The 18,725-nt window shown below is 34.8% G+C and carries 24 protein-coding genes and 1 pseudogene; 20 read left to right on the top strand and 5 right to left on the bottom strand.

Translation table 11 applies throughout. The annotated features are described in order from the left end of the window. The first annotated feature begins 213 nt into the window (after positions 1-213). The 7 genes from MHH96_RS18960 to MHH96_RS18930 all read left to right on the top strand — a co-directional run bounded on the left by MHH96_RS18960 (position 214) and on the right by MHH96_RS18930 (position 4,335). Positions 214-744 carry a GNAT family N-acetyltransferase gene (locus MHH96_RS18960; protein ID WP_047940512.1) on the top strand — a complete coding sequence of 177 codons (531 nt, stop codon included), beginning with the start codon at positions 214-216 and terminating at the stop codon, positions 742-744. A 24-nt stretch (positions 745-768) separates the two neighbouring features. Next, complete coding sequence (locus MHH96_RS18955) at positions 769-1,341, top strand: histidine phosphatase family protein (RefSeq protein ID WP_082138238.1); 573 nt, start codon at positions 769-771, stop codon at positions 1,339-1,341. Next, positions 1,334-2,008 (top strand): Type 1 glutamine amidotransferase-like domain-containing protein, encoded by a 675-nt coding sequence (locus MHH96_RS18950; RefSeq protein ID WP_061796357.1) that lies wholly within the window; start codon positions 1,334-1,336, stop codon positions 2,006-2,008. Before MHH96_RS18955 ends, MHH96_RS18950 begins: the two co-directional genes overlap by 8 nt. Before the next feature lie 217 nt (positions 2,009-2,225). Beyond that, a complete protein-coding gene (locus MHH96_RS18945; RefSeq protein WP_061796355.1) occupies positions 2,226-2,768 on the top strand; it encodes a GNAT family N-acetyltransferase in 543 nt (180 codons plus the stop codon). Between the two features lie 68 nt (positions 2,769-2,836). Next, positions 2,837-3,178 (top strand): PH domain-containing protein, encoded by a 342-nt coding sequence (locus tag MHH96_RS18940; RefSeq protein WP_082138225.1) that lies wholly within the window; start codon positions 2,837-2,839, stop codon positions 3,176-3,178. Positions 3,179-3,218: 40 nt separating this feature from the next. Next, entirely contained in the window at positions 3,219-3,554 is a 336-nt protein-coding gene (locus MHH96_RS18935; RefSeq protein WP_061796353.1) for a cupin domain-containing protein, read from the top strand. Positions 3,555-3,852: 298 nt separating this feature from the next. Next, positions 3,853-4,335: an HXXEE domain-containing protein gene (locus MHH96_RS18930; protein WP_047940517.1), complete on the top strand. Its 483-nt coding sequence runs from the start codon at positions 3,853-3,855 to the stop codon at positions 4,333-4,335. Positions 4,336-4,723: 388 nt separating this feature from the next. Here MHH96_RS18930 and MHH96_RS18925 read toward each other — a convergent pair whose 3' ends face one another. Beyond that, positions 4,724-5,338, bottom strand: a complete 615-nt coding sequence (locus tag MHH96_RS18925) for a DedA family protein (protein WP_061796352.1) — start codon at positions 5,336-5,338, stop codon at positions 4,724-4,726. Between the two features lie 185 nt (positions 5,339-5,523). Between MHH96_RS18925 and MHH96_RS18920 the strand changes: the two genes are divergently transcribed. Continuing rightward, positions 5,524-6,273 carry a hypothetical protein gene (locus tag MHH96_RS18920; protein ID WP_061796349.1) on the top strand — a complete coding sequence of 250 codons (750 nt, stop codon included), beginning with the start codon at positions 5,524-5,526 and terminating at the stop codon, positions 6,271-6,273. Continuing rightward, positions 6,274-7,014 (top strand): hypothetical protein, encoded by a 741-nt coding sequence (locus MHH96_RS18915; protein WP_047940520.1) that lies wholly within the window; start codon positions 6,274-6,276, stop codon positions 7,012-7,014. A 38-nt stretch (positions 7,015-7,052) separates the two neighbouring features. Here the strand turns inward: MHH96_RS18915 and MHH96_RS18910 are convergent, their stop codons facing one another. Next, the gene (locus MHH96_RS18910) at positions 7,053-7,826 is read right to left on the bottom strand and encodes a YhfC family intramembrane metalloprotease (protein ID WP_061796347.1); all 774 of its coding nucleotides are present in this window, start codon (positions 7,824-7,826) and stop codon (positions 7,053-7,055) included. A 120-nt stretch (positions 7,827-7,946) separates the two neighbouring features. Between MHH96_RS18910 and MHH96_RS18905 the strand changes: the two genes are divergently transcribed. Continuing rightward, positions 7,947-9,134, top strand: coding sequence for an RtcB family protein (locus MHH96_RS18905; protein ID WP_061796345.1), 1,188 nt, complete (start codon positions 7,947-7,949; stop codon positions 9,132-9,134). 525 nt (positions 9,135-9,659) lie between these two features. Here MHH96_RS18905 and MHH96_RS18900 read toward each other — a convergent pair. Both MHH96_RS18900 and MHH96_RS18895 read right to left on the bottom strand, forming a co-directional pair. Continuing rightward, positions 9,660-10,175, bottom strand: coding sequence for a hypothetical protein (locus tag MHH96_RS18900; protein ID WP_053215567.1), 516 nt, complete (start codon positions 10,173-10,175; stop codon positions 9,660-9,662). Between the two features lie 222 nt (positions 10,176-10,397). Next, complete coding sequence (locus MHH96_RS18895; protein ID WP_047940523.1) at positions 10,398-10,718, bottom strand: hypothetical protein; 321 nt, start codon at positions 10,716-10,718, stop codon at positions 10,398-10,400. 163 nt (positions 10,719-10,881) lie between these two features. On the opposite strand from MHH96_RS18895, the gene MHH96_RS18890 reads away from it, so the two are divergent. The 6 genes from MHH96_RS18890 (at position 10,882) to MHH96_RS18865 (ending at position 16,086) form a co-directional block, all read left to right on the top strand. Further along, a complete protein-coding gene (locus tag MHH96_RS18890; protein WP_412759322.1) occupies positions 10,882-11,463 on the top strand; it encodes a DJ-1/PfpI family protein in 582 nt (193 codons plus the stop codon). Between the two features lie 25 nt (positions 11,464-11,488). Then, the gene (locus MHH96_RS18885; protein ID WP_095259040.1) at positions 11,489-12,382 is read left to right on the top strand and encodes a PhzF family phenazine biosynthesis isomerase; all 894 of its coding nucleotides are present in this window, start codon (positions 11,489-11,491) and stop codon (positions 12,380-12,382) included. A 32-nt stretch (positions 12,383-12,414) separates the two neighbouring features. Continuing rightward, positions 12,415-13,125: a nucleotidyltransferase domain-containing protein gene (locus MHH96_RS18880; protein ID WP_341117861.1), complete on the top strand. Its 711-nt coding sequence runs from the start codon at positions 12,415-12,417 to the stop codon at positions 13,123-13,125. A gap of 237 nt (positions 13,126-13,362) precedes the next feature. Continuing rightward, the gene (locus tag MHH96_RS18875; RefSeq protein ID WP_047940527.1) at positions 13,363-13,737 is read left to right on the top strand and encodes a VOC family protein; all 375 of its coding nucleotides are present in this window, start codon (positions 13,363-13,365) and stop codon (positions 13,735-13,737) included. A gap of 45 nt (positions 13,738-13,782) precedes the next feature. Then, entirely contained in the window at positions 13,783-14,649 is an 867-nt protein-coding gene (locus tag MHH96_RS18870) for a proline iminopeptidase-family hydrolase (RefSeq protein ID WP_047940528.1), read from the top strand. Positions 14,650-14,835: 186 nt separating this feature from the next. Continuing rightward, complete coding sequence (locus tag MHH96_RS18865; RefSeq protein ID WP_341117859.1) at positions 14,836-16,086, top strand: DUF445 domain-containing protein; 1,251 nt, start codon at positions 14,836-14,838, stop codon at positions 16,084-16,086. 115 nt (positions 16,087-16,201) lie between these two features. On the opposite strand, the pseudogene MHH96_RS18860 reads toward MHH96_RS18865, so the two are convergent. Then, positions 16,202-16,435 (bottom strand): annotated as a pseudogene (locus MHH96_RS18860) (DUF378 domain-containing protein). A 157-nt stretch (positions 16,436-16,592) separates the two neighbouring features. Here MHH96_RS18860 and MHH96_RS18855 point away from each other — a divergent pair. The 4 genes from MHH96_RS18855 (at position 16,593) to MHH96_RS18840 (ending at position 18,718) form a co-directional block, all read left to right on the top strand. Further along, positions 16,593-17,078, top strand: a complete 486-nt coding sequence (locus MHH96_RS18855) for an NUDIX hydrolase (RefSeq protein ID WP_341117858.1) — start codon at positions 16,593-16,595, stop codon at positions 17,076-17,078. A 1-nt stretch (position 17,079) separates the two neighbouring features. After that, positions 17,080-17,649 (top strand): histidine phosphatase family protein, encoded by a 570-nt coding sequence (locus MHH96_RS18850; RefSeq protein ID WP_341117857.1) that lies wholly within the window; start codon positions 17,080-17,082, stop codon positions 17,647-17,649. 21 nt (positions 17,650-17,670) lie between these two features. Next, positions 17,671-18,417, top strand: a complete 747-nt coding sequence (locus MHH96_RS18845) for a class I SAM-dependent methyltransferase (RefSeq protein WP_095259036.1) — start codon at positions 17,671-17,673, stop codon at positions 18,415-18,417. A 115-nt stretch (positions 18,418-18,532) separates the two neighbouring features. Beyond that, positions 18,533-18,718: a PspC domain-containing protein gene (locus MHH96_RS18840; RefSeq protein ID WP_061796326.1), complete on the top strand. Its 186-nt coding sequence runs from the start codon at positions 18,533-18,535 to the stop codon at positions 18,716-18,718. The last annotated feature ends 7 nt before the right edge of the window (positions 18,719-18,725 follow it).

Raw genomic sequence — 18,725 nt, 5'->3', positions numbered from 1 at the left:
ACATATAAAATGTATAGATAGTCAGACATTTTTTAAGGAAGAATGATTTATAATCTGGATTCTGTCTATTTTAACCAAATGTTTGGATGAGAATAAAAAATTGAAGGGAAGTGAAAATATTTAAAATAGTTCCCCTAGGATAATCTAAGGCTATCCCTTATAATAAGAAAATTATGGTAAAATAAAGATCAACAGAGAAAAGGGGGAATAAGGATGTTTCCAATATTAGAAACAGAGAGATTGCTATTAAGAGAGATTGAGAAAGAGGATGCTGGGGATTTATTTGCTTATTTTTCTAATAAAGAAGTCATGCAGTATTATGGGCAAGAGGCATTTACAAGTATAGAGCAAGTAGAAGCATTAATAGGGCATTTTTCTAATAACTTTGAAAATCAACGAGGAATTAGATGGGGCATGCAGCTCAAAGGGACTACCCGACTTATTGGTACACTTGGTTTAAACAATTTAGTACTTTCTCATAAACGAGCAGAAATCGGATATGAAATCCATCCTGAATATGGGCGCTCTGGTTATACAGCTGAAGCAGTCCAAAAAGTTGTCTCCTATGCATTAGAAGAGCTTCATTTAAATCGGGTAGGAGCGATGATTTATTTAGAAAACGAAGCATCAAATAAACTTATTCAAAAGCTTGGCTTTCAGCATGAAGGTGTTTTGAGAAAGTACTATGAACAGAATGGAAAGGCGTTTGATATAAATGTATACTCTATTCTGAAAGATGAATAAAAAATGCTGGATGGGATGAGCAATTTGGAATCTAGAACAACGATTTATTTTGTCAGGCATGCACACTCCATTTATTCCGAAGATGAAAGAGGCAGACCTTTGTCGGAGAAAGGCAGCTCGGATGCTAAACAAGTAGCTAAACGAATGGAAAAGGAAGCTATCGATATCGTTTTATCGAGCCCATATAAGAGAGCGATTCAGACAATAGAAGGAATTGCAGAATATTTTCAAACAGATATCAAGCTTATCTCCGAATTTAGAGAACGTAAATTGGCAAAAGGATCTATTCCTGATTTTAATACTGCCATCGAAAAAGTTTGGAGAGAGGAAACCTTTTTCTGGGATGGTGGAGAGTCTAATATAACAGCCCAACAAAGAGGAGTCCAAGCTTTATTTCAAATACTAAAGCAATATGAAAATAAAAAAATTGTTATCGGAACACATGGAAATATCATGGTTTTAATCATGAATTATTTTTCAAAGGACTATGATTATTCATTTTGGAAGAATTTAGAGATGCCTGATATTTATAAATTAATATTTAAAGGAAATCAATTAATAACGGTTCAGAGAATATGGGAGGATAATAATGGATAGACATTTATTCTTATTTGGCGGCGGCCCGCCATTTACATATAAAATGGCAAGAAAATTTTCCGAACTGATCTCGGTACGAACAGGAAAAATTTCTTTGCTAATTATCGATAGACCAAACTGGAAGGAATATATGCCCAAGTATACAAAAATATTAGTGGAAAATGGAATAACAGAATTCCAATTTATCCCTTTGCCAACTATTTCAGAGAAAGAGGCCGCTGAACTGCTAAAGAATAGTGCCGGGATTATCATCGGTGGTGGTAATACGGAACATTATGCAAAGTATATTGTCGAGACTACTTTATCAAGGATTCTCAAAGAACAATTTTCAGCAGGAGTACCAATTGCTGGTTTTTCTGCTGGAGCTCTAATTAGTATGGAGCATTGTATCATTTCAGCAAATGACAATGAAGATCGAATTTTTAAGTGGCAAACAGGATTAGGGCTGTTGAAAAACACGGTTATTGCTGTTCATTTTAGTGAATGGATGGATGAAAATCATTTAAGGAAAGCTGTTATTAAGTTTCAGCCCCATGAACATTTTGGAATAGACGAAGGTACAGGAATGTATTTTTATAACAATCGGTTAATGGCTGTAGAAGGAAATAATGTTTTTCAGATTAAAAACAATCGTCTCGAAGAAATGGAAAATATCAACTTTTTATAGGAATATAAATTTTACGCAATCAAATTTAACCAATAGAAAAAAAGACCTTTAATATAGTCACTTTGCAATTACCTTTTTTTGCTAGAAAGATATTCATTATAACCTAGTTTAAAAAGCAGAAAATCAAATGATAAATTGCATTTATTATTTCTAGAAAATTTTGTAGTATTCATTTGTAAAGATGATTACAAATAGGATTTAGAGAGGTGGATAAAAAATGGTTCAAACAACTGATTCTATTTACATAAGATTATTAGAGGAAAAGGATGCAGAGGGACTATGGAAGCTCGAATTAAAAAATCGAGATTTCTTTAAGGAATATTCGATTGCTCGCAAGGAAGAGTTCTATACATTGAATTTTCAACAGCAGCTTATTAACACATGGAAAGAAAATGCAAAGCAAGACATTGATTATCATTTTGGCATTTTTCTACAAGAGTCCAATGAGTTAATTGGAAGTGTTAATTTATATATGGTAAGACGAGAGCCGGCACATAATGCTATTGTTGGTTATGTTCTTGATAAAGACAGTAACGGCAAAGGCTATATGACTCTTGCTGTGAAAAAATTAGTTGATTATGCCTTCCATACACTTAGTCTACATCGATTAGAAGCAGGAGTGATGCCCCATAATATTGGCTCGATTCGCGTACTGGAAAAGGCTGGGTTTCACAAAGAGGGAGTAGCCAAAAGCAATGTGAAAATAAACGGAGAGTGGAAAGACCATCAAATTCTGGCTATCATTAATCCTAATGATTAAGGTTAATAGATTAGGAATCTTTTGCCGACTTCAGCCGTAAAGTAATTTAAAAGGCGAAGGAGGAAGAAATGATGATAGCAGATTTGCAAATATTGCACCAACAACTAAAGAAAAACGAAACGATACAAGGATCTATTAGATGCTCATTGGAAGTGTTTATTTATAAAAAAATAGTGCGTCCAGGAATGCTGGCAGCAACAGAAAAACGATTAATTTTCTGTGCAGACTCCATTCCTGGAAATGAACTAATCGAAAGTTTTGATTATGCAAATATAGAAGCAATTCAGTTAACGCGAAATTTAATGAATCAATATATAACGATAAAGTATAAAAAGGATACAATAAAATTTAAACAGCTTATTAGTGAGGATATAGAGGATTTTATGACGAAAATAAAAACGTATAAATAACTGTTTATTCTGTGCCGATAAAAAGAAAGGATTATGGTAAATGAAATTAATTACAATTGGGGAAGGAAAAAGCATAGAGCAATACAATTCTGTTTCTGCTAGCTATTGTAAAATCATGAAAACAGAAGAAGCTACGAATATTGGGATAATAACGCTTGGTCCAAAAGGAATATTAGGTAATCATCCAGCACCGGTTCCACAGCTGTTCCATGTAGTCGAGGGTGAAGGCTGGGTTAGAGATACCGATAATAGGAAGCTTCTTATAAAGAAAGGGGAGGCAGTCTTTTGGGAGCAAGGAGAATGGCATGAAACAGGATCTGATACTGGTTTGACAGCAGTCATAATTCAAGCTGCAAACTTAAAGAAGCCTGATTAAAGCTATAACTTTCCATTATTTATAGGAAAGACAAAGTGCTTTCTATAATCATCTGAGAATGTGGAGAATAATGGATGAAGGATGAAAGATTAGTAGTAAAGATATTCGTTCTTGGGATAATTGTCATTTCTTGTTTGCCTTTTTACATGGAAGAATTATCGACACACATCCAGTAAATGTATATCTTATTTTTCTCTTAATTGTCGCAGCATACTATTCTTTAAACCGGATTATTTGGAAACATAAAAATTAAGTCCGGATAAATGGAAAAATTACTTTAAGGGTGGAGTAAAGGGATATGGACTATTCTCATATACTACTTTTTTGTTTTGCTATTACACTTCATAATATAGAAGAGGCAATTTGGCTTCCTAAATGGTCTCAGCAATCTTCGAGGTTTCAAAAGCCAGTTACTTCAAGTGAATTCTATATTGCTGTTATTTTTGTAACTATATTAGCTTATGTGTCTGCAACCAGCTTTTTATACTGGCCAGAATCAGTGTTAGCGAAATGGATTTTTGTTGGATTTTTAGGTTCAATGATATTAAATGCTATTTTTCCTCATCTTGTTGCAACTATTTTCTTGAAAAAGTATGCACCTGGACTTCTTACTGGTTTATTACTTAACCTTCCAATCAATTCATTCGTAATCTATCATATGTTTTCCATAAATTTAATTAGATGGAATGAGTTAGTCATTGCCACATTTACAGTAGGGATTATTTTAGTGGCGCTTATTCCTTTTCTGTTCAAAATTGGTGGTAAAATAACTCCTTCTTAGGATAGCGCTTTGGATTAAAAAATAGATTAGTTGGAAAATAGAAATCTTGTTACCGAAATGAAAAGGAACAAAAAGAGGGTAGGACATAAGTCTTTCAATCAAATATACCCCGAACAATTATATGTACACACTAATAAATATTCGTATAGTTGTTCGGGGGTTAATTAAATTTAAGAATGGAGGTTTGTGGTAATCACCCGCTGTCTGAATACACTTCGCTTTCCATCGGGCGAGCGCCAATCCTCCTCCTCACTATATGAGGAGGCTTAGTTTGCTCCCCGACTCATCAAGTGTCTGTAGTGTAATGGAACGAATTGGTTTCACCACTAAATTAGAGATTGTTCTTCTTTATCCATTATATATTTTATTTTGTCCCAGCCACGACCTTTTATTTTTGCTTAATGACTCGTTTATATATGTATTGTCCAATAAAAGCAAGACCTATTACAGCAATTATCACGTATGCTACATTGGAGTACATGTCCATATAATGAACGATGTCTTCCCATGAATCACCAACTGTTGCTCCAATACGAATAAGAACGAAATTCCATGTGAATGTACCTATCGTTGTTAAAAATAGAAAAATACCAAAATTCATTTTTGCCATGCCTGCTGGCAGCGAAATTAAACTTCGAATAAGTGGAATAAAGCGGCAGAAGAAGACTGTCCAATAGCCAAATTTATCAAACCAGCGATCTGCTTTATATAAATCATCTCTTTTTAAACGAAGGATATGGCCCCATTTATCAATAATTTTTTCCAATCTTTTTATATCCAATAAGGAACCGATAAAATAAAGAATAATAGCTCCAAGTACAGAACCAATTGTAGATACGATGACAACGCCTGTAATGGTCATACTAGTCTTTACAGTCATAGCGCCTCCAAAGGTCAAAATAACTTCCGAAGGGATGGGTGGAAAGATATTTTCAAACATAATCAATATCAAAATACCTGTATATCCAAAATTTTCCATCGTTTCTATTATCCAATTTTCCATTCCATGCACTCCTTATATTTTCCATTCACTCATATAAAAATATCTTACCATATGCTTTTAAAACCATCTAATATAATCCTATTTCTACAATTACGATATCATTCACTTTTTTACAAAATGAGATGTTGTTATTTGGTAATTGTGCTAAAATAAGGATTAATTCAATGGATTTATAGGAGATGTATATGTTTGATTATTGGATTCCCATTCCGTTAAGTACAAGTATGATGACTATAATTGGTTGGGGCATACTTATTGGTGCAGTATGTTATGTGTATAGAAAACAAACAGAAAAACCTGTTATATGGAAAATGGCCATTATTTTATACATCGGTTTATTTTGCTTTAACTTTTCATTTATGGTTAGTGAAACACCAGTAAAGATAGCTATTTTACCACTTGGTGTATGGATACTTATATTGGTTTTTGGAAAGCGGAAAGAACGTTGGAAGGTGTATCGACCATTTGCTTGGCTTGGATTCTTTGGAAATTATATTTTTCTTATTACAACCTTGCTTAGTACTCTGGTACAGAGTTTGTTGTATCCAACCAATAAAGTAGAGACTTTTTTAGCTGAACTAAATAATCCTGGCATTCTATTAATTCATCCTTCAGGCAAACAAGCAGTTCTTAATAAAGAGCTGTTTATAGAAAGTCTGTCTTCTTGGGAGATTGGGAAAATGGATACACAGCAATGGTATTATGAATCATTTCCAGAAATTAAGGAGGAAGAATGGGAAGAGGAAGAACAGATGCCACATCAGACAATGGAACGCTTTCCCTATATTCTTTTAGGAGCGACTCCAAAGTGGGGGATTGGCTATGAATCTACCATTTATATGGAAAGAGATGGAAAGGGGATGCTTATTTCAACAGAAAAGGGTCAGTACTATTTTCGCTCCTCTGAATCTGTATTAAAAGGGGGAACAGATTAGATGAAATTTAAAAGAGTATGGTATTTACTAGTTGTAGTCATGATTGCTATATGCTTTTTTATTTTTCTTTTCTTAAAGGAAGCCGAAAGCTCTCCATCCGATCTTCCTAATGAAACTAGTATAAGAAAAATGATTGAAGATACTGGTGAAATGAACATAAATAGAGTTTTTGACCAAAGAGCCTTAGATGAAAAGCATATTTTCATTCCACATCTTTCTAGTGATAATCAATATGGCTATAGTTTATTAGAATGGATAGATAATAAATGGGAAGTAACCTATGTATCAACCACTGGAGAACCGCTTATATGGAGGATAAAGGCGGGAAATCAGTCAGAATCCTATTTTCTATGGAATCTTGATTCCAAAAAAAAGATAGAAACTCTTACTTTCTATTTAATAAGAGACCGACATTTTACAAGTGGCTGGAGCGGTGAATGGTATGAACCAGCAATTCAAATCGAGGAAGACGTATCAATCAGTGGAAAACCATATGGTATATACAAAGTGCCAGATAAATGGGGAGCCATATGGAATGCAGCACAAATAAAGATAGAGAATCAGGAGGAAGATTTTATTTCTTACAATGGTGAAGGACTATATTATGGGGTTAAAGGATATGATAAGAAAAATAATTATGTAGTACCACTTAATAGCTATGAAAATGGTGGGATTACCAGTTCAGGTGCCGCAACAGAAGATATAGTAATTATGGATGAATGGGAAGGTGAACAATGGTAAAAAGCTCTCCATAAAAAGGAGAGCAGAATATCTAATATTTATTTCTCGAATTTTGGTTTCATTTTTACAATAAATAGGATGGATAGTACAGCAATTATCCCTAGAAAAACTTCCATTACAAGTAGGTTGGTGATAGTACCCGCCTGATATAATGCTGGGAAGAAATTGATAGCTGCGTGTATAAGAATCGCATAAATAACATATATAAATTTTTGCTGTCTAATTGCATAAAGGACTAATATGGATAATGCAAGGTGCAGTGCAAGGGCAAAGACTCTTTCTAAACCACCAGATGCAAAAAGCATTACATTAGCTTGTTCAAATTGCTCTTTAATGTTGTTAATGGCTTCAGGTGTCGCAGCAGGGCCCAATATTGTTTCCAAGTTCCCAGTTTTGATCATAGATGAGATGAGCAGAGAATTTAGTGCTGACATGCCGCCTATAAATATAGCTTCTATTCCTCCATGTCCTAATCCATATGATAGTCCATCATTAAATTGATGATTGTTCTTCAACCATACTTTAAAAGCAAAATAGCGGCCAATTTCTTCAAATATACCTGCAGCTAGGCCGCCGTATAAGGCAAAAAGATAAGGATTGCTGCTCCATTTCAACTCCGTTCCAGTAGGGCTAAGCACGATGAAATGAACGATTTTTTCAAGAATTTGCGAAAATACAATGAAGATAACAATACCAACAAGTAAGGATCTCCAAGACATCATTTTTTTTCTTTGTAAATACACCATTAATATAATAGGAACTATTACTGCCAGAAATAATTGCAGAGATATCCCAATATAAATAGAATTCATTCGTTTTATTCCTCCCATTCCAGTTTCATCTGTTATATTAAGTGTATAACAAATTGGAGCTATACGTCAATGATTATACAAGCTTTATAAGTAAAAAAACTGAAAAAAGGAAGTGACCAAATGATTGAATTAACAGGAAAATATAATAGAGCTAAAGTATTTACGGATCAATTAGAAGAAGTGGCTGAAGCACAGATTAAGGAATTATGTGATCAGGAATTTGCTAAGAACAGTAAGATTAGAATTATGCCGGACACGCATGCGGGAGTGGGCTGTACGATAGGTACGACTATGACTATTCAAGATAAAATTGTCCCTAATTTAGTAGGGGTAGATATCGGTTGTGGTATGGCGGTAGCAAAATTAAAGATAGACAGAGCAAGTTTGAATTTTGATGAACTAGATGAAACGGTTCGTAAGTTTATTCCAAGCGGATTCTCGATCAGAGATAAAGCTCATTCATATAGGGAACAAATTGATTTAGATGAGGTGAAAGCTCCTATAAATAAAAAAAGAGCAGAACATAGTATTGGAACCTTAGGTGGAGGTAATCACTTTATCGAGTTAAATGAAGCAGCTGATGGAAGTGTATATATCGTTATACATAGTGGAAGCCGTAACTTAGGTGCACAAGTAGCAGAATATTACCAAACACTTGCTTACGATAATTTAGTTAATATCGACGGGATCAAAAAAGAAATGATTGCTAAATTGAAGGAAGAGGGGAGGCATGCTGAAATTCAAGCAAGCTTAAAAAATATGGAACTACCAAAAATAAACAAAGAACTTGCTTATTTAGAGTCCCAAGGATTTAAAGACTATATGCATGATATGAAGATTGCGCAACAATATGCTTATTTAAATCGACTTGCCATGATTGATGTTATTGTTACAAAGATGAATTGGGCAGTTTTAGATCAATTTACTACTATTCACAATTATATTGATATGGAAAATATGATATTAAGAAAAGGAGCTATTTCTGCTAGAAAAGGAGAAAGAGTAATTATTCCTTTGAATATGAGAGATGGCAGCATTATTGCCTTTGGAAAAGGAAACGAGGACTGGAACCAATCCGCTCCTCATGGCGCAGGAAGATTAATGTCAAGGACCAAAGCGAGAAAGACCGTTAGCTTAAAAGATTTTGAGTCAGCCATGAAAGAAGTTTGGAGTACTTCCGTGAAGAATAGTACGTTAGATGAAAGTCCATTTGCTTATAAACCAATGGAAGAGATAATTAAACATACAGCAGAGACTATTGATATTGCAGAAATTATTAAGCCTTTGTATAACTTTAAGGCAAATTAAGAAGGAAATAGAAAGGCTGAAAAATATAAATAAAGGAGAGGGAAAGGATTCTTCTTCCGCCTCTCTCCAAATATGCACATTTAGAAGAATTTCAAAAGCGAGCGAAATAAAAATCGGAAAAATCCATAAAAAATCTCAAAAAAGTCTATTAAAATGTCTAACAGGCTCCCAAAAAAGGAGTCCTTTTTCGCTTTTTTTCCTTTTGTTTTCTCCAAGCTATAACCTCCCACTTTCATTAACAAATGGCACCATAGTATGAATACCTATTACTCCATTAACCATTTGCGTAATAGGAAAATTAACAGTAATACTTGCTAATTTTGAAATGATATTAAAGCTATTAAAATTTGATAGAAAGATATACATATTAGTGTTAGATCTTTAAAGTTGTTTAATTTCCGTAGATTATATATATTTGTGCTCAAAGGAGCTTCTTTAAAAGTTATCATAGATACCAAGTGATAGCGGGGCGAAATTATTTTCTATTGAATATTACGAGCATGATGATAAAAGCGGCTTGTGGGTTCAAGAATCACTCAGGGATGTCTTTGACCCACGCAGGAAAGCTCTAATCCGTTTCTGTACTGCTGCTGGGAGAACCAGTTGGATATGTTCACCTTTTTCATTGCAGGTAAAAATTCCTTTGAAAACTTCGGGCATGGCATCGTACTGTTTTTCTAACTGTTCATTAAATTTTTTGAAACAGTCATAATTATATTTTTCCAGCAGGTAGGGCATCAAAAAAGCTGACCGCAAGATTTCATATTCCTGATAATTATATGGAGTACTTTCGGGGATCTTTTTTAAGATTTCCAACATCCTATTCATTAAAATTGCCACCTCTTCTTCGCTTGCAAAGGCAGCATATCCTCGAATGGCAGTAAGTCGCATATCTAAATATCGCTCTTTTTTATAAGCTCTTAAAAAAAAGTCCTTTCCGTCATCTGGCAAGTCAAATACTAATTGCTTTAATAGTGCATTGCGTTTGGCAATATCCTTTGTATTATAATATGTTTCCATTTTTTTGCTTCTTTCGCCCATATATCCCACCTGCTTTGTTTTGTTGACTTCTTATTTTTTTAGTGTCTCCTCTTGATTTTTACGTTTTGTATATTCTTTTCGATATTAAGGTTATTAGTTCCTCCATTCTAATTGTACTAAATGCCACGTTAGTTAAAGGAGGACTTGCAAACAACTATATACAATTCTAAATGACTTTATTATAACTTAACAATCGCTAAAAATGTGCACAGTCCCATTTAATCATCTTCTTTTTGTTAAACTATAAACCTTTGTTGCAATGATATGCGGTGTAATCCGTTCTTTTAATGTAGGAAATACAGATCCAACATATTCTTCGGGATTTCGAATATAGGCCTTTTCGTACATATAAATGGTAAATGAGCAGGATACACGGACAAAAATATCTCCATCCATATCATATGGTTCTGAAATCGTCAGAACTTCAAAAGAATCATCGTATTTATTAGTTTTTGCGTTAATCCTTTTTGTTACATTCTCTCTATATTTCGTTGTTCGCGTTGGTTTGTAATGAAAATCAACGACGCCAATTGCTTGAATCATATTTTCCTCCCAAATAATTCATTCGAACAAATATTATACCATTTATTTATAAGAAATTTGGTGGGAATATTATTTAAAAATTCACAAAACGTGGTAGGATGTAAAGACTAGGGTTCTTAATTGATTTTTCATTATTTTACATACGAATACTATTTTAGGGGGAATTATGAAGGCTCGCATTGTTGGAATATTGATTTTTAATGAAGTAGAAGTATTGGATGCTGCTGGTCCATTTGAAGTGTTTTCTTTAGCTGGTGGAGAGAATAAATTATTTCATGTCTATACTATTTCAGAAAAAGGAGGAACTATTTTAGCAAGAAATGGTCTTAGAATAGAAGCGGATTTTTCTTTTGAAAACCATCCTGATTTGGATATTCTCATTGTTCCAGGCGGCTATGGAGCAGAAGAAATCGAAATTTATAATCCTGTTGTCATTAAGTGGATTAAAATGCAATCAAAGAAAGTAGAATATATGACTTCTGTCTGTACAGGAGCATTTTTATTAGCGAAGGCTGAGTTGTTGGATAATTTAAAGGCTACCACGCACTGGATGGATATCGATCGCTTGGAGCAAGAATTTCCAAAGGTTCAGATAGTTAGGAAAGTGAAATTTGTAGATGAAGGAAAGATACTAACTTCTGGCGGGATATCTGCCGGAATCAATATGTCCTTTCATATAGTAGAGAAGTTATATGGCAAGGAAATAGGAAGGGAAACAGCAAAGCGGATGGAATATGATAGATAAATAGACTTGTAGGAGGAAAATTGAAATGAAGAAAATTTCTGTTTTACATTATGATGCATTTACTAATAAGCCGGATAAGGGAAATCCTGCTGGAATTGTGTTAGAGGGAGAGAAATATACCGAAATAGAAATGCAGAAAATTGCTAAAGAGGTGGGCTTTAATGAAACGGCGTTTGTTTCACCATCAGAATGTGCTGATCTAAAAATTCGTTATTTTACCCCCGGACATGAAGTGAATCTTTGTGGTCATGCTACTATCGCTACTGTTTTTGCTCTTAAAACGATGGGGCTGCTCTCTGAAAAAGAAGTTTATTCTATCGAAACAAAGGCGGGTGTGCTTCCGATTAAAATTGATTATCGTGATCAGTCTTCTCCTGCCATTACGATGAAGCAAGTTACACCACAATTTAAACAATTCAAAGGTTCACGATTAGCATTAGCAGAAGCAATCGGTCTTAAAGAATCTGATTTAGATACAAATATTCCGATTCTTTATGGCAATACGGGGCTGTGGACACTCCTTGTTCCTATTAAAGAACTGCGTGTATTTTCCAAAATGGCTGTGAAAAATGACTTGTTTCCAGCTATTTTAGCGGAAATTCCTCATGCGTCCATTCATCCATTTTGCCTGGAAACCTACGATGTAAATGCAATTATGCATGGAAGGCATTTTTCCTCTCCTTACTCTGGTACAAGCGAAGATCCAGTTACAGGAACAGCGTCGGGAGTGATGGGGGCATATTATATTACATATGTGGATGAGGAATGGAAAAATAAAACTATTGTCATTGAACAAGGTCAGGAGATAGGTCGTGATGGGAGAGTATCTGTTATTGTTTCTGAGAGGAATGGTCAATTGGATGTGGAGATTAGTGGAACTGCAGTGTTTGTCAAGGAATTAAAAATAACTATTGATTGATGATACTAGTGATTAGAATTGGGGGATAATTAATGGAAAGATTAGAGCCAGTGGAAGCAGCCCGCCTTTTTATAGATACATATTATTCACATTGTAATGCTGCTGTTTTAGCAGGAAGTGTAGTAAGGGCACGAGCAACAGCTACTTCCGACCTTGATATTGTCATTTTTGATGAAAAGATCGTCTCTTCTTATAGAGAGTCCATGATGGAATTTGGTTGGCCAATTGAAGTATTTGTACATAATTTATCTTCCTATAAAGATTTCTTCTTAATGGACTATAATATAGCAAAACCTTCCATGCAGCGAATGATCACAGAAGGAATCGTGTTAAGAGACGACGGAGCTTTACAAGCAATCAAACAAGAAGCAGAACAAATGCTGGCAGAAGGACCGAAAGAATGGTCAGAGGAAACAATTCGTACGAAGCGTTACTTTATAACAGATGTACTAGATGATTTGATCGGAGCAGACAATAAACAAGAGGAAATTTTCATTGCGAGCACATTAAGCTTTCTTCTCCACGAATTTGTTTTAAGAGTAAATAAGCAATGGGTTGGTACATCGAAATGGATGGTCAGGAGTTTACGGCACTATGATTCTCTATTAGCGGATGAGTTTATTGAAGCATTTGATTGCTTTTATCGAACCAGAGAAAAAGAAAAAATTATAGAGCTTACGGAAAAAGTATTAAAGCCGTATGGCGGCAAGCTGTTTGCGGGATTTTCGCTTGGTAAGGAATAATAAAAACCTAATTGTAGGAGTAAAAAGTATTTAGTACCTTCGCTAGTCTCATGATTTAATGTATGATTTATTCTGTGCCCTATTACGTAGGGTCGAGAAGCCAGGAAATGTATGACTTCTTGACCCCTATTCTCCATTATTTTTTCTAATCATAAGTGATTAGTTTTACGATATGGTTTTATTAGGTTAGCTCATTATAAGATTAATAGGACGAAGATATAGGGAGGAATAGCGAAGATGAATATAATTGGTGTGCATCATGTGCAAATAACCATTCCTAAAGGAATGGAAGAAAAGGCTAAGGATTTTTATTGTGGCGAGCTGGGGTTAAAAGAAATAGCGAAGCCTGCATCTTTGCAAGGAAGAGGTGGTTTTTGGCTATCACTAGGAAATATGGATGTCCATGTTGGAACAGAAGATGGATTTGATCGTTATTCTACTAAGTCTCACCTTGCTTACCAAGTAGATAGTATGTCGGATTGGAAAAATAAACTTAGTGATTTAGGAGTTGAAATCACCAATTCTATTCCTATTGAAGGCTATGAGCGCTTTGAGTTCCGTGACCCATTTGGAAACCGCGTGGAGATAATTGAAAGAAAGATATTGGAATAATTATATAGGCTAAACTAGTTAGTATAATCGAAAAGGAGTAAGCGGATGAAAGAAGGATTTTTAGAGGTTACAGGGGGAAAAGTATGGTATATCATACATAATGAGACAGCAGAAGGTACTCCACTGCTTGTTTTACATGGAGGACCAGGTTCTAGCTCTTACTCTTTACAAGGGTTAAAAGAATTGGCAACCGATCGACCAGTAATATTGTATGATCAGTTAGGCTGTGGAAAGTCAGATCGACCAGATGATGATTCCCTATGGACATTAGCTAGGTTTGTAGAAGAAGTCGCTCAAGTTCGTACAGGTTTAGGGTTGAAAAAAGTCCATATTCTTGGCCATTCATGGGGCACTACTCTTGCAGCTGCTTCTTATTTTAATAATCCAGAAGGAATTAGCAGCATTATTTTCTCCAGTCCGTGTTTAAGTGCACCATTGTGGGAAAAAGATCAAAAGAAAAATTTAGCTTTATTACCACTAGAGGTGCAAGAAACGATCAGAAGCTGTGAAGAAAAGGGAAATACAGATACACCTGCCTTTCAACAAGCGATTGAAGTGTTTAATGATCATTTTGTATGTAGATTAAAGCCTTATCCAGAACATTTAAAACAAGGTAAGCACTTTAGAAATCCACATGTGTATCAAATAATGTGGGGACCTTCCGAATTTACTGTACAAGGGAACTTAAAAACATTTGATTGTACAGAACAGCTATCAAAAATTTCTATACCAACATTGTATACTTGTGGGCGCTATGATGAAGCAACACCTGCATCAACAGAATATTATAGTAGCAGAACTCCACATGCAGCTTTTCATGTATTTGAAGAAAGTGCCCATATGGCCTATATAGAAGAACCTGAACAGTATAGAAAGGTAATGAATGAATTTTTATCGCTATTAGACAAGTGATAAAGCGGCGCGAGGAAGCTGAAAGGTCGAACAGATCTTTTGGCTTTTGTTGTACCATAAGAAAAAATTCGCTAAATATCTACTTTCTCTTTCTGTTTTTAGGTGATTATTGGTATACTACAGAATAGAGGTTCTACCTCTAAAAAGATGTAATAACGATTTTAAAAGTAAAATGAGGGACAATGCGTGGAAAAAAAATCATCAAGAAAGCTTGCAAGGTATTCACTGCTTATTATGGGATTGGGGTTTATCCTGACATTTCCTTTTCAAGATAATAGTTTGATACATCTAATTCATGGCGGTTTTGAGGCTGGACTTGTCGGAGGACTAGCAGACTGGTTTGCCGTTACAGCACTATTTAGACATCCTTTAGGTTTGCCAATCCCACATACTGCTTTACTACCTAAAAATAGGGATAGGATGGTAAATGGGTTAGTGAATGTTTTGAAAAAAGATTGGTTATCAAAGGAAAGTATCCAGGATAAAGTGAAGAATATTCCTTTTACCGAAAAAATCACTGCTGCCATCAACACAAGAATAGAATCAGAACCAGTAAAGAAAGCAATGATAAAGGCTACACAGCAAGCAATTAGAAATATAGACGTCGAAAAAATAACTCCCTTTGTGCGTAAGCAAATGTCAGCGGCTCTATCAGATGTGCAAATAAGTAATATTCTAAATCTGCTTACAAATCAATTAATTTCAGAAGAAGTTGACAAGAAGGCTTTGGATCATATTCTAGTAAAAACGGAAGCTTGGCTGCGAAAAGAAGAAACAGCTCGAAAACTTGGCTCTGTTTCGATGAATGTGTTAAATAATGTCGAGGCAAGCGGCATGCTGCAATTTGCGTTAAAAACATTGCAGAATATTTTAACAGAGGAAAAGTTAGGGCAAATTGTCCAAAATCTCTGCTTGAGTGGAATGCGTAGTCTTCAAAAAGATGGGGAGCAAAACCGTGAAGCACTGGTTTTGTACATTCGAAAGGAAATTGAAAGCCTTCCAGAAAACGAGAAAGTATTAGCAGGAATCAATACATGGAAGGATAAAGTACTTGATTCACTTGAGTCCAATCATACAATCTTAACAAGTCTGAAGCAAGCACAAGAGAAGGCAATCGAACTTCTTGAAAATAAGGAGTTTATGGAAACAAAAGCTCTTCCATTTATTCTGCAGTTAGTGGAAAAAATCGAAGAAAATAGCGAAAAGATTGATCCTTGGATTATTCACCAAATTTCTCATTTTATCGAGAAAAACCATGATCAAATTGGCAATTTAGTAAAAGAAAATCTGGATAAGCTGGATAACGAAACACTTGTCGATATGATTGAGAATAATGTTGGTAAAGATTTGCAATGGATTCGGGTAAACGGAGCCGTATGCGGATTTATTATCGGTCTGTTCTTAAGTGGAATTCAGTTAGTGGCGAATATTTTATAACAAGATAATAATTGAAAAAACGGCAAACGAAACAAATGCATAGTTTTGTTTGCCGTTTTAATTTTTTTAATGACGATATAGTCGACATGTAATTATTAAGCGCGAATATTCCAATTTAATAGGCGGTACGCTTTTTGGAACTTGTTTTTGATAAGCTTTTTGATGAGAAAAGTAAACTAAGACTCAACAAACCAGCGATTCCAACTATACTATAGATAATTCGAGAGAATCCTGCATGCTGTCATCCAAAAATCGCCGCGACAAGGTCGAACTGAAATAGGCCGATAAGTCCCCAATTAATAGCACCGATTACGATAAGTATTAAGGCAATTTTCTGTAATACACTCATCTTTTAACCTCCTTTTGTGTTATGAAACTCACTAATAGCTTTATACCCTTTTAACCAAATTAAAATCTAAGAAATATTACCAGTTTCAAAAAAAAGAACTATAATAAAAAAGGACTTAACTTTACAAAATATTTATCATAATGTTTGGAGTGAAAAAATGAAAGGGATACAAACACCGATTTGCAGTACTGGAATTGCTGTTGTGTTATTAAAAAAAATAAATGGTTTAGATAAAGTTTTATTATTGAAACGAGCAACTCCAGTATTTAAAGATATGTGGTGTTACATAGGGGGAAGCCTAGAACAAGGGGAACAAGCTTGGGAAGCAGCTCTAAGAGAGGTAAAGGAAGAAACAGGTATTACCAAGCTAGCCTTTTATAGTTCGAATACATTTGACCAAATATATTCGCCTGTAGAAAACTACCTATATATTGCCCCAGTATTTGTTGGCATCGTAGAGGAAAATCAAGAAGTACGGTTAAATAATGAGCATAGTGAGTATAAATGGTTGTCTTTTGAAGAAGCAAAGGAATTCGTAACACTGCCAGGAAATGACGAAGTTCTTACCTTTATCGAAAAGCACTTTATTAAGAAAAAACCTACGGAATGGTTACGTATTAGAGTGGAAAATGTGGGAGAGTAAAATGATAACATATATTTACATGGTAAGACACGGTGAATCGTCAAAAGCCCAAGGAACAGAAAGAACAAGAGGGTTAACAGAAAAAGGAAAAGAGGATTCTGAACGTATAAGCAAAATGCTACAAAAGGAAGAAATTGATCTTTTTGTTTCCAGTCCTTATCAACGTGCTATCTTAACCATTAATGATTTAGCTGCAGCCTTGGGCAAAGAGGTGTTCATTATGGAAGACTTAAAAGAAAAAGTGTTTAGTCTAGATGCCGTTCCATTAACTAATAATGAATTGTATCCATATCTTAGTAAGTCGTTTTCGAATCCAGATCATGCCTTAGCTGGAGCTGAGTCTAATAGAGTATGTCAAAAACGGGCAATAAAGGTTTTAAAACAGTTACTAACTACATATGTAGGAAAAAAGATTGTAATTGGAACCCATGGGGTAGTAATGACGTTAATGATGAGCTACTACGATAGGCGGTTTGATTTAGATTTTTTACTTCATACGACAAAGCCAGATATTTACCGGATGAAATTTATGAAAAATGAATTAGTAGAAGTGGAAAGATTATGGGAGTGATTTCAAGGGGAGGATTTTCTTATGAATGAGCAAAGTGCGACTAATAAAGCAGCATGGGAATACCGTGCCTATGAATTTTGGATAAAGCGAGATGGCCACCCAAAGGAAAAAGCGAAAGAAATAAGGAAAAACCCTCGAGCATGTTTAAAAAAACATCAAGCATTTTTAGAGAATGTCGAGAACAAAAAGATAGCAAATCTATGTGGGTCAAATGGTAGGAAAGCAGTGCCATTAGCACTGTTAGGAGCTGAGGTGACAGTCTTTGATCTATCAAAGGAAAATGAACGATACGCGAAAGAGCTAGCGTATTATGCTAATACGTCCATAAATTATATGGTAGGAGATGTTTATGACATCAATTTACAATCATACGGAGAAACGTTTGACATTCTCTATTTAGAAGGTGGAGTACTCCATTATTTTTATGATTTAGATAAACTTCTGTCCCTTTTATTTTCCCTTTTAAAAAAGGGTGGCACAATGATTCTAAGCGATTATCATCCTTTGCTGAAATGCTTGAATGAGGATTTCTCGGCGAAGCATGCTTATTTTGATACGGAAATACATACAGGCGATATCGCATATAAACATTTTTTCCCTGAAGAAGAGCAAGTTGGTTTTCCCGATGTTTCTCTCCGCTTTTATACACTTAGCGAAATTCTTAATGCAGTTATTACGGCTAGGTTTACAATCGATCGATTTGAGGAACACCGTGGTTGGAAAAAGGAGAATATCCCTTGGGAATTTACACTTATTGCAAGGAAATGATGATAAAGACACAATTAGTTGAAGAAGAATGAAATCAATTTCTTGAAAAGTTCTGAAATGAGAAAAAAGGATAATGAAATTTCACATGCTTATTTGATGAAATGGGAGGGTTAGGATGAATCGCAAAATGAGGAAATCCCAAAATAATAAAGCGATTTATGGCGTTTGTGGGGGGATAGGTGAATTTCTTGGTATTACGCCATTAGGTATTCGCTTAATCTTTATAATTACTATACCAATATCCATTCTTATTTATATTATTTTAGTAAATAGTATGTCTGATTCACCGAGAAGCTTATAAATAATTA

This window comes from Niallia sp. FSL K6-0212, assembly GCF_038007605.1.
Classification (GTDB): Bacteria; Bacillota; Bacilli; order Bacillales; family Cytobacillaceae; genus Niallia; species Niallia circulans.
The sequence above is the reverse complement of the archived record's forward strand: the minus strand, read 5'-3'. Positions and strand labels throughout refer to the sequence as shown.

Coding starts and splice junctions, on each gene's coding strand:
- MHH96_RS18960 (WP_047940512.1), top strand. CDS start 214: ATGTTTCCAATATTAGAAACAGAGAGATTGCTATTAAGAGAGATTGAG.
- MHH96_RS18950 (WP_061796357.1), top strand. CDS start 1,334: ATGGATAGACATTTATTCTTATTTGGCGGCGGCCCGCCATTTACATAT.
- MHH96_RS18945 (WP_061796355.1), top strand. CDS start 2,226: ATGGTTCAAACAACTGATTCTATTTACATAAGATTATTAGAGGAAAAG.
- MHH96_RS18940 (WP_082138225.1), top strand. CDS start 2,837: ATGATGATAGCAGATTTGCAAATATTGCACCAACAACTAAAGAAAAAC.
- MHH96_RS18935 (WP_061796353.1), top strand. CDS start 3,219: ATGAAATTAATTACAATTGGGGAAGGAAAAAGCATAGAGCAATACAAT.
- MHH96_RS18930 (WP_047940517.1), top strand. CDS start 3,853: ATGGACTATTCTCATATACTACTTTTTTGTTTTGCTATTACACTTCAT.
- MHH96_RS18925 (WP_061796352.1), bottom strand. CDS start 5,338: ATGGAAAATTGGATAATAGAAACGATGGAAAATTTTGGATATACAGGT.
- MHH96_RS18920 (WP_061796349.1), top strand. CDS start 5,524: ATGTTTGATTATTGGATTCCCATTCCGTTAAGTACAAGTATGATGACT.
- MHH96_RS18915 (WP_047940520.1), top strand. CDS start 6,274: ATGAAATTTAAAAGAGTATGGTATTTACTAGTTGTAGTCATGATTGCT.
- MHH96_RS18910 (WP_061796347.1), bottom strand. CDS start 7,826: ATGAATTCTATTTATATTGGGATATCTCTGCAATTATTTCTGGCAGTA.
- MHH96_RS18905 (WP_061796345.1), top strand. CDS start 7,947: ATGATTGAATTAACAGGAAAATATAATAGAGCTAAAGTATTTACGGAT.
- MHH96_RS18900 (WP_053215567.1), bottom strand. CDS start 10,175: ATGGGCGAAAGAAGCAAAAAAATGGAAACATATTATAATACAAAGGAT.
- MHH96_RS18895 (WP_047940523.1), bottom strand. CDS start 10,718: ATGATTCAAGCAATTGGCGTCGTTGATTTTCATTACAAACCAACGCGA.
- MHH96_RS18885 (WP_095259040.1), top strand. CDS start 11,489: ATGAAGAAAATTTCTGTTTTACATTATGATGCATTTACTAATAAGCCG.
- MHH96_RS18880 (WP_341117861.1), top strand. CDS start 12,415: ATGGAAAGATTAGAGCCAGTGGAAGCAGCCCGCCTTTTTATAGATACA.
- MHH96_RS18875 (WP_047940527.1), top strand. CDS start 13,363: ATGAATATAATTGGTGTGCATCATGTGCAAATAACCATTCCTAAAGGA.
- MHH96_RS18870 (WP_047940528.1), top strand. CDS start 13,783: ATGAAAGAAGGATTTTTAGAGGTTACAGGGGGAAAAGTATGGTATATC.
- MHH96_RS18855 (WP_341117858.1), top strand. CDS start 16,593: ATGAAAGGGATACAAACACCGATTTGCAGTACTGGAATTGCTGTTGTG.
- MHH96_RS18850 (WP_341117857.1), top strand. CDS start 17,080: ATGATAACATATATTTACATGGTAAGACACGGTGAATCGTCAAAAGCC.
- MHH96_RS18845 (WP_095259036.1), top strand. CDS start 17,671: ATGAATGAGCAAAGTGCGACTAATAAAGCAGCATGGGAATACCGTGCC.
- MHH96_RS18840 (WP_061796326.1), top strand. CDS start 18,533: ATGAATCGCAAAATGAGGAAATCCCAAAATAATAAAGCGATTTATGGC.